Origin of the sequence: Limosilactobacillus balticus (assembly GCF_014145615.1) — a bacterium.
Taxonomy (GTDB): Bacteria; Bacillota; Bacilli; order Lactobacillales; family Lactobacillaceae; genus Limosilactobacillus; species Limosilactobacillus balticus.
On record NZ_JACIVH010000040.1, the window covers coordinates 1 to 249 of the forward strand.

The following is a 249-nucleotide window of genomic DNA, read 5'->3' on the forward strand; positions in this document are numbered from 1 at the left end:
ATGCTGATGTGCTTTCGCTGGCGCTTACTGAAGCTGAGGTGCTTTCGCTCGCACTTACTGAAGCCGAAGTACTTTCGCTGGCGCTTACTAAAGCGGAGGTACTTTCACTTGCACTTACTGAAGCAGAGGTACTTTCACTTGCACTTACCGAAGCTGAGGTACTTTCACTTGCACTTACGGAGGCTGAGGTACTTTCACTTGCACTCAACGATGTTGAGGCACTTTCGCTGGCGCTTACTGAAGCTGAGG

General features: G+C 50.2%; 1 protein-coding gene. It reads left to right on the forward strand.

The window, feature by feature from the left end:
• Window positions 1–249 (forward strand): hypothetical protein (locus tag H5S10_RS00470; RefSeq protein ID WP_267905326.1); only part of this gene is annotated, 249 nt, incomplete at both ends.